The organism is Paenibacillus sp. AR247 (assembly GCF_002968895.1).
Classification (GTDB): domain Bacteria; phylum Bacillota; class Bacilli; order Paenibacillales; family Paenibacillaceae; genus Paenibacillus_AQ; species Paenibacillus_AQ favisporus.
Genome location: NZ_PCZT01000010.1, coordinates 150158 through 158743 on the forward strand (window position 1 = coordinate 150158; position 8586 = coordinate 158743).

The following is an 8586-nucleotide window of genomic DNA, read 5'->3' on the forward strand; positions in this document are numbered from 1 at the left end:
AAATCGAAGGAGCAGCGGCGGTTTGTTCCGAGCGTGCGGCTCAAGGGGGACCGCACGCTGCGGGACCTGCTGCGCATCGGCCTGCCGATGACCGGCAGCGGCTTCATCCATTCGATCTATCATGCATTTCTGCCGCTCGTCATTACGAAGAGCCTCGTCCTTGCCGGCGTGGGCGTGGAGATGGCCACGAAGCAGTTCGGCATGCTCGCAGGGTACGCGATCCCGCTGCTGTTCCTCCCCGGCTTCTTCACCCAGTCGCTGTCGACGGCGCTGATCCCGGCGATCAGCGAAGCTAGCGCGGAGGGCGACACCCGGCTCATGCACAGCCGCATGGACATGGCGATGCGCACGGGGCTGCTGGTCGGCGTGCCCTGCACCGTCATTCTGTATATGTGGGCGGTGCCGCTGACGACGGTCGTGTACCATTCGCCGGAAGCAGGGGTGCTGCTGCAGCTGCTGGCGCCGCTGTTTTTCCTCCATTATTTTGAGGCGCCGCTGAAAGCGATTCTGCTTGGACTTGGCAAAGCATCCACCGTCATGTGGAACCATATCATGACCAACATTTTTGAGATCAGCCTGATCTTCGTGCTCGGTTCGAACCTGGGAATCCGCGGCGTGGCGCTCGGGTTCGGGCTCGGCATCCTGATGCTGACCGTGCTCAACTTCTATGCGGTGGCGGGGTCGATCGGCTTTTATTTTGACTTCCGCATGGTGATCAAAGCGGGCAGTCGGGGGGATCGTCATGACGGTGACGGGGCTGGCCGCGCATCGTTTCCTGGAGCAGCATGTTCAGCTGGGAGCGACGGCTGCGCTGCTTGGGGCCATTCTTGTATCGCTGCTCGTGTATGCCATCACCCTGCAGGCGACCCGGGCTTTGCGCAGCCGGCCGAAGGCGCCGACGATTCCGGTGTCCTGAGAGAGGTTGAGTTCATCCTTACTGCAGAAGAGTGGGTCGTATACTCTCATATGCATCTTTCCATAGGATCAAATGATGCAATTTTCTTGTGCTCATTGGACCGGTGGGAAGGTGCATTTTTTTAATGTGATATATTGGAATATATAGGGATAGATGCCGTCTGTGAATTGGAGTTGAGTAAAATGAGGTTTCAAAAGGGGCTTCATGTCATGGCTATTCTAGCGATCGTTGCTGCTTCTGGATGTGTTCAAGAACCGAAACGTGTGGATGTCAGCCGGGAAGTGGTGACTCACCGTGCAGAAAACACTGGGGAAGCCAATGAATCGAACACTTCTCCCGCTACTTCCCATGCCAAAACAGGCAGCAAAACGCTTCTTTATCAAAAAGACTTCCGTCAGGATAAACCAAGTCTGGAGAATTTCCAAGAGGGCGTTTTCTTTGAATTATCGGATCACGTGGAGGACTTTTTAACGCAGGATATAGCCGAGAAGGTCCAAAATAATATGGAAGCTATTGTTGATCATGATGCAGCGAAATTCAAACAAAATATGCTTAGTGAGAATGACATCAAGGCGAATATGGATTGGTTCGATTATATGAATGGAGATGGATTGAAGTTTGAGTTCTCCGAAGTTAATGAAATTTCTTATGAGGAAGACTCGAAACGTATTCAAGTGGTCGTTACTTTTTATCGAAATATAAACCATAAAGAGATAGAGCAAGGCGTCATGACCTATTCTTTATTGAAGGACAAAGCGAGCGGGGCTTGGCTCATTGCGCTGATGGATTGAAATTTCGGCTTAGCGGGATCATTGACGAGGCGATGCGGACTTCATAGAATGAAAAGGAGAAAGAAGCGTCAAGGGAAAGAGGATGCTAACTTTGGGAAACCGTGTTAAGAGTTTTGTAGTCAGTATGGAGCGCTTTAAACCTCACACCTTTCAGGCAAGTCAAGGTGAGGGCCTCTTTATGTCGCATTCCCATGAATATGATGAGTTAACGCTTATTTTGGAGGGGGATGGATACTACAGCTCTTCCGAGCAGAATATCAAGGTGGCTGCCGGCGACCTGATCCTGATTCCTTCCGGGCTTCATCATGGCTTCGTGTGTACAAAACCTTGGAAGGGTGTTTCCGTTCATTTTCTCCATGATCAGCTTCCGGTCCACTGCCAGTATCTCTTTCATGAAGCGGAGAGTGAGTCGCAGCGCATCCGGAGCAGCCATCTTGACGCTGACGATACGCGCTGGGTGGAAATCAGTTTATTTCAGTTGGAGAAAGAATGGAATTCCGAAAGGAAAACGATCGACTCCTACAACATGATGAGAATCGCTTTTGAGACAGCACTGCTGGTATTCCAGCGTAACATAGAATCGGCGGTGCCTGGAGCAGATATCCGTCACGGGGTCATAGAAGAAGTATTAAAAGAAATTCACAGCAGCTATCATACCCGCATTACTGTCAATGAACTGGCAGCGCGTCATTTTTTGTCCGAAAGCAACCTTCGGAAGAAATTTACAGAATCGGTCGGCGTCTCGCCCAAGCAATATATCATCAGCCTTCGTTTGATGGAGGCCAAACGGCTGTTACAGCAAACGAGCAAGGCGATCGATTTGATTGCCTCGGAGGTCGGTTTTACCTCATCCAGCCGGTTTTATGAGTTCTTTATCCAATCGACTGGAGTCACTCCACTAGAATGGCGTAAACAAAATCAATGAATTGAAGGATATGAGGACCGTTCAGGAGGACGGTTCTCTTTTTCGTCGGTCGAAAACGATTCGGTAATTCCTTTTTATGCGCAAAAAGTAAATCGCTTTCAACATTGTTTACGATAGGGTCGCACGGGATAATTAGATTGATGACTGCTTTGTTCAGGAAAAAGGAGTGAGAAGATGTCCACCAAAACGAAGACGTTTTGCAATCCCATCATAGCCAACGCTGCCGATCCCTGGGTGCTTAAGCACACGGATGGCAGCTACTACTTTATGGCAACAAGGTCGGGCTGCTTGGAGCTTACTCAATCTTCCAGCTTGACCGGATTGGTCTGGGGGCGCAAGAAGACCATCTGGACGCCCGAACCGGGAGGTCCCTACAGCTGCAATTTGTGGGCGCCGGAAATACACTATTTGGATCACAAATGGTACATCTACTATACAGCGAACGATGGGGGAGGCGATGAATCCCGCCGGATATGCGTACTGGAGAACGAAAATGCTGATCCGCTGGAAGGCGAGTGGAGCTGGAGAGGGGCGCTGGAGACGCCTGTCCCGGGATTGGACGGCACCGTGATGTCCTTGCGGAACGAGCTCTATTTTCTGTATGCCGGCTACGGAAACTTCCCCGATTATGGGTCTGCGATTTATATTGCCCAAATGGCCAATCCTTGGACATTGACAGGGGAACATCACTTGCTCACTGCCCCGACACTCCCGTGGGAAAAGCAAGGCGGAATGGCAATTAATGAAGGTCCCGTCACGCTGCATCGCAACGGCCGGATTTTTCTAGTGTATTCGGCAAGCACCACATGGTCTGAGGATTATGCCTTAGGTATGCTCACGATGAATGAAGATGCCGATCCGCTGGATCCGTCTTCCTGGCAAAAATCGATGCAGCCTGTATTTCGCAAAAGTGTAGAAAACGGAGTATATGCAACAGGCCATAACAGCTTTACGAAGTCTCCGGATGATCAGGAGGACTGGATCGTCTATCATGCCCTTCCTTCGCCCGGCTCCGATACGAGCCTCCGCTCGACGCGCATACAGAAGTTCGGGTGGAATCCGGATGGTACGCCTGATTTCGGCGTTCCCTGGAGCGATACGCATTATCTACCTGTGCCTTCTGGAGAGGAATGATCGAAGGAAGGCTAAGCGTGTGAAAAGAGTACGAAAAAGGCTCAGACTAAGCGGCATGTTCTTGCAAACATAACCGTTTGGCCTGAGCCTTTGGCTTAGTAGCGGATTCGGACTTGAATGTCCTGCCCGTAATTGCCGAAGTGCCTGCCGAACAAGCTGACGCCGCCGGCGTTCCGTGCATCCTCCGGCGACAGAATCCGGAATCGGATTTCTTTTTTGGGCAGGATCGGAATATCCTGTATCGATACATCCGACATCCGCACGCCGTCCATATACGTGCCGGAAGAGGTCACCAGCAGCGTTTTCAGCAGGCCGTGCTGGGAGCTTCCGGGATCCCACCACGAAGGGTTCAGCTTTCCGCGTACGCTGCCGAAGTCGCCCGGTGAGGTCCAGACGCACACGGGAACGTCATTGAGCAGAAACGTAATGTCCGACGGCCAATCTTCGGCGTAGCCGGGCGCCTCCGATCCGATCTCCAGGGAGATGCGAAGCTCGCTGATGCTGTTTTTGCCGGAGACGTAGTTCGGAATGCGGTATTCGACATAGCCGGCGGCAAACCAAATATGCTGGGCTTTGACATGCTCCGGCTCGGCGAAATACCGCGGGTCGTCGCGCATGCCGATCAGCTTGGTTTCGGAAGCCAGTCCGCAAGTGGGCTTGACTTGGCAGCTGGAGTACTGGCCGACGGGAATGTCGACGTCATAGCCGTCTTGATGCGGCTCGGACGGCAGGACTTCGTCCGTTTTGAACACCAGCGATGCCTGCTCCAGACGAAGAGAGCACTGCTTCTGCATGCCGCGCTTGCCGGCGGTCACCTCTGTACGGAGAATGCCCGCTTCTTCCAGCTGCTGAACATGCTTGGTGACGATGGCGGAGGAGAGATTCAGCCTTTGCGCCATTTCCCTAATATTAAGGCTTTCTTTGCTGAGCATTTCGACCATCCGAATGCGCGTATCCGACGCCAGCGCAACGAATAACGGCAGATTTTCCTGGCTTACCTTGATTTCCATAGATGCCTCCGATTCGGTCTGATAGGTGTTGTCTATCCATTGTATAACCAAATGGTTAACTAAACAAGAAAATCATTGACTAAATATTACGGGTATTTTACTATCTATGTGAGTATTTCAAGATTAATCATTAACTAATTAGTTAACCAAAAATCAACCCAAAAAGGAGCTATTCTATGGAATCGAACCTCAGCATCCCCCGTCCCGAATACCCGCGTCCGCAATGGGTGCGGGACCGCTGGCTGAATTTGAACGGCCCTTGGCAGTTCGAAATCGATCACGGCAAGAGCGGGAAGGAGCGCGGCTACCACCAGCCGGAGCATACGCTCGAAGGAACGATCACCGTTCCGTTTTGTCCGGAAAGCAAGCTGTCCGGCGTAGAATATAAGGACTTCATGGCCGCCGTGTGGTATAAGCGGGAATTCACCTTGCCGGAGGATTGGAACAGCGGCAGAATCCTGCTTCATTTCGGCGCGGTCGACTACGAAACCGAGGTGTGGGTGAACGGAACCTCCGTCGGCACGCATCGCGGCGGGTACTCCTCGTTCAGCTTCGATATTACCCCGCATGTCAAGGAAGGCGCCAACGTGGTCACCGTCTATGCGGAGGATGACGTTCGCTCGGGTAGCCAGCCGCGCGGCAAGCAAAGTGAACGCTTCCACTCGCATGGCTGCGACTACACACGGCCGGCTGTATGACCTGAAGCTGTCGCTCGAACTGCCGGATCTGACGGATGCCGATGCGGTTGATTCGTATTTCGGCCTGCGGACGGTGCGGCTGGACGGTCTGGCGTTCCGGATCAACGAAAAGTCGGTGTTCCAGCGGCTCGTGCTGGATCAAGGATTTTACCCGGACGGCATCTACACCGCACCTACGGACGAGGATCTGCGGAAGGATATTGAGATTTCGCTGGGGCTCGGATTCAACGGGGCCAGACTTCATGAGAAAATGTTCGAACCGCGCTTCTTGTATTGGGCCGACCGGCTGGGGTACCTCGTCTGGGGAGAGCATGCCAACTGGGGGCTCGACATTACCACTCCCGCAAGCTTGTCGCGGTTTTTGCCAGAATGGCTCGAAGGTGTGGAGCGGGATTACAATCATCCAGCGATCATCGGCTGGTGCCCGTTCAATGAGACGTGGGACCGGGACGGCGCCAAGCAGGATAACGAAGTGCTGCGCATCGTGTACGAGACGACGAAACGGCTGGATCCGACGCGCCCGGTGATCGATACCAGCGGCAACTTCCACGTCGTGACGGATATTTTCGACCTGCACGATTACGATCAAAATCCGGAAACGTTCCGGGCCAGATACGAGCCGATGAAAACGGGCGGCGAGGTGTATAACACGTTTCCGAACCGGCAGACGTACGGCGGGCAGCCTTATTTTATCAGCGAATACGGCGGCATCTGGTGGAACCCCGACCAGAAGGACGATAAGGCTTGGGGCTACGGCGACCGGCCGACATCCGAGGAGGCGTTTCTCCTGCGGTATGAAGGGCTGACGAGCGCTCTGCTGGAGCACCCAATGATGTTCGGATTTTGTTATACCCAGCTGTATGACGTGGAACAGGAAGTAAACGGGCTGTACACCTACGACAGACGCCAGAAGTTTGATCCGGAAGTGATTCGCCGCATCAATTCCCGCAAAGCGGCCATTGAAGATTAAGGTTTGGGTGAAGGTTACGGTAAGAGTTTATATTCCCGAAGAGGAGGATGCCTGTATATGAAGGCTATAGTGCGTAATCCGCTGCTGCTTGCGTTATGCATGCTGCTGCTCGTCCCGATGGGGCAGGTCACGGACGCGGCTTCCAGCCGGAACAATGTTTATAACGTCGTCATGCAGGATGGAGCGGACCCCTGGGTTTACAAACATACGGACGGTTATTACTATTTCACGAAAACGACGGGCGGCAACGTAACGATCTGGAAATCAGCCGAGCTGACAACGATCGATGCGGCTCCGACCCGAGTTGTCGAGACAGGCTGCTGCAATATATGGGCCCCCGAGCTCCATTATATTGACGGGGCCTGGTACATCTATTACGCCAAGGATGACGGCGACAACGCGAATCACCGCATGTACGTGATGGAAAATACGTCGGCGGACCCGACGCAGGGAACCTGGCAGGACAAGGGGCAGATCACCGACCCGACGAATAAATGGGCTATCGACGGTACCGTGCTGCAGACTGGCGGACAGCTCTACTTTATTTGGTCGGGCTGGGAGGGGGATGTCAACGTAAGTCAGAACCTGTACATCGCCCATATGAGCAATCCTTGGACGATTGACTCGAGCCGCGTTGAAATTTCCAGGCCGACCTATCCGTGGGAGACCAACCACTCGCCTAATGTCAACGAGGGTCCGCAGGTTGTTGTGCGGGATGGCGTCATCAGCCTGGTGTACTCGGCGAGCGGAAGCTGGACGAACGATTACTGTCTCGGGCTCATCACAGCCAGCGTTTCCAGCGATTTGCTGAATCCGGCCTCTTGGACGAAACGCAGCCAGCCGATCTTCGCGTCTGGAAACGGGCTATATGGCCCGGGACATCATTCGTTTACCCAATCGCCCGACGGAACCGAAGACTGGATCGTGTACCATACGGCCAAATTCGACGGTGCCGGATGGAACCGGGAGATCCGTATGCAGAAATTCACGTGGAATGCCGACCATACGCCCAATTTGGGCGTACCGGCCGATCCCAATGTTCCGATTCCGCTGCCTTCCGGTGAAACGCCGCATATCCGCATCGAAGGGGAAAAAGGGACGTTCGGCGGAGCAGCGTACGCTTCGCAAAGTCCAAACGGGTCGGGCGGCATGAAGGCCGGACATATCGATACGCCGGACAGCTACGTGGAATATGCCGTGAAGGTGCCGAAAGCCGGCGAATATATATTGCTGGCACGAACCGCGAACGGAACGGCCGGTGGGGACTGGTCCCATCTTCAGCTGGCCGTCAATTCGGGCATGCCGAGCCCCTTTTACATCACGAATAAAGGCTGGGAGAACTGGGGATTGTCCACGGCGCGCATTCAGCTCCATGCAGGCACCAACACGATCCGTTTCACCAAGGGCGCAGGCTACGGGGAGATCGACTTTTTTGACATCAAGCGGGCCAAATAGATTTAATGAATAATCTGCACGTAATCATAGGCTAAATTTAATCCGAACGTTAACATTGAAAAGAACCCATATCGGTGGCCGGCTCATTCCTGAGCCGGCCTTTGGTTTTTGGGGCAGCTGTGCGCGGTCTGTCTTCTAGTAATGTACGTCGATGCACGTTTTTCTTGCTTTCGACCGTCGAATCCGGTTTATCTTATGTTTATTTGTCCGGCAGAAATATGCCGCTTTCCGGAACTTTACATGCCTTTCCTGGCCTATAATGGTTTTTGCGTGATCGCGATCAACAAAACCACTATACATACCGGAGGTGCCAGAACAATGTATGCTGTCAGAAGAATCGGTTTTAAATGCACATCGCTCCTTCTTCTCTTTATGCTGACATGGACTTCATTTGGGGCTTACCCAACGTCAGCTGCATCAACGATGAATTATTCAAACCCGATCAATACGGCGGGAGCAGATCCGTACGTGATGCTGCATTCGGATGGGTACTATTACTTTACACGCACGTTAGGCAACAGGCTGGACATTTGGAAATCCAGATCACTGACCGCGATCGATCTGGGAGAACGAAAGACGGTATGGACGCCCCCATCCGGTTTGAAGGATATTTGGGCGCCTGAGATCCACAATATCGACGGCAAATGGTATATCTACTATACGGCGAATACCGGCTGCGGCGATGAC

The 8586-nt window shown here is 53.1% G+C and carries 9 protein-coding genes; 8 read left to right on the forward strand and 1 reads right to left on the reverse strand.

Going from position 1 to position 8586, the window contains the following annotated elements; all coding sequences use genetic code 11:
• The 4 genes from CPT76_RS20295 to CPT76_RS20310 form a co-directional block, all read left to right on the forward strand.
• Positions 1-1041, forward strand: a 1041-nt coding sequence (locus CPT76_RS20295; RefSeq protein ID WP_181152961.1) for a lipid II flippase MurJ, incomplete at its 5' end; no start/stop codon positions are given.
• Positions 1042-1125: 84 nt separating this feature from the next.
• Positions 1126-1707 (forward strand): hypothetical protein, encoded by a 582-nt coding sequence (locus tag CPT76_RS20300; RefSeq protein WP_146116365.1) that lies wholly within the window; start codon positions 1126-1128, stop codon positions 1705-1707.
• Positions 1708-1831: 124 nt separating this feature from the next.
• A complete protein-coding gene (locus CPT76_RS20305) occupies positions 1832-2632 on the forward strand; it encodes a helix-turn-helix transcriptional regulator (protein WP_258168711.1) in 801 nt (266 codons plus the stop codon).
• 174 nt (positions 2633-2806) lie between these two features.
• The gene (locus tag CPT76_RS20310; protein WP_105444245.1) at positions 2807-3766 is read left to right on the forward strand and encodes a glycoside hydrolase family 43 protein; all 960 of its coding nucleotides are present in this window, start codon (positions 2807-2809) and stop codon (positions 3764-3766) included.
• Positions 3767-3861: 95 nt separating this feature from the next.
• On the opposite strand, the gene CPT76_RS20315 is transcribed toward CPT76_RS20310, so the two are convergent.
• Positions 3862-4776: an ArsR/SmtB family transcription factor gene (locus tag CPT76_RS20315; protein ID WP_105444246.1), complete on the reverse strand. Its 915-nt coding sequence runs from the start codon at positions 4774-4776 to the stop codon at positions 3862-3864.
• Between the two features lie 176 nt (positions 4777-4952).
• Here CPT76_RS20315 and CPT76_RS40140 point away from each other — a divergent pair, with 176 nt between their 5' ends.
• From CPT76_RS40140 to CPT76_RS37630, 4 genes are all read left to right on the forward strand, one after another.
• Entirely contained in the window at positions 4953-5474 is a 522-nt protein-coding gene (locus tag CPT76_RS40140) for a sugar-binding domain-containing protein (RefSeq protein ID WP_258168681.1), read from the forward strand.
• The gene (locus CPT76_RS20320) at positions 5443-6444 is read left to right on the forward strand and encodes a glycoside hydrolase family 2 TIM barrel-domain containing protein (protein ID WP_258168682.1); all 1002 of its coding nucleotides are present in this window, start codon (positions 5443-5445) and stop codon (positions 6442-6444) included. The genes CPT76_RS40140 and CPT76_RS20320 overlap by 32 nt, the downstream gene beginning before the upstream one ends.
• Positions 6445-6501: 57 nt before the next feature.
• On the forward strand, positions 6502-7899 hold the full coding sequence (locus CPT76_RS20325; protein ID WP_105444247.1) for a family 43 glycosylhydrolase: 1398 nt from the start codon (positions 6502-6504) through the stop codon (positions 7897-7899).
• Between the two features lie 423 nt (positions 7900-8322).
• Positions 8323-8586: family 43 glycosylhydrolase (locus CPT76_RS37630; protein ID WP_181152962.1), on the forward strand; the 264-nt coding region annotated here is incomplete at its 3' end.

Coding starts and splice junctions, on each gene's coding strand:
- CPT76_RS20300 (WP_146116365.1), top strand. CDS start 1,126: ATGGCTATTCTAGCGATCGTTGCTGCTTCTGGATGTGTTCAAGAACCG.
- CPT76_RS20320 (WP_258168682.1), top strand. CDS start 5,443: ATGGCTGCGACTACACACGGCCGGCTGTATGACCTGAAGCTGTCGCTC.
- CPT76_RS20315 (WP_105444246.1), bottom strand. CDS start 4,776: ATGGAAATCAAGGTAAGCCAGGAAAATCTGCCGTTATTCGTTGCGCTG.
- CPT76_RS20310 (WP_105444245.1), top strand. CDS start 2,807: ATGTCCACCAAAACGAAGACGTTTTGCAATCCCATCATAGCCAACGCT.
- CPT76_RS20305 (WP_258168711.1), top strand. CDS start 1,832: ATGGAGCGCTTTAAACCTCACACCTTTCAGGCAAGTCAAGGTGAGGGC.
- CPT76_RS20325 (WP_105444247.1), top strand. CDS start 6,502: ATGAAGGCTATAGTGCGTAATCCGCTGCTGCTTGCGTTATGCATGCTG.
- CPT76_RS40140 (WP_258168681.1), top strand. CDS start 4,953: ATGGAATCGAACCTCAGCATCCCCCGTCCCGAATACCCGCGTCCGCAA.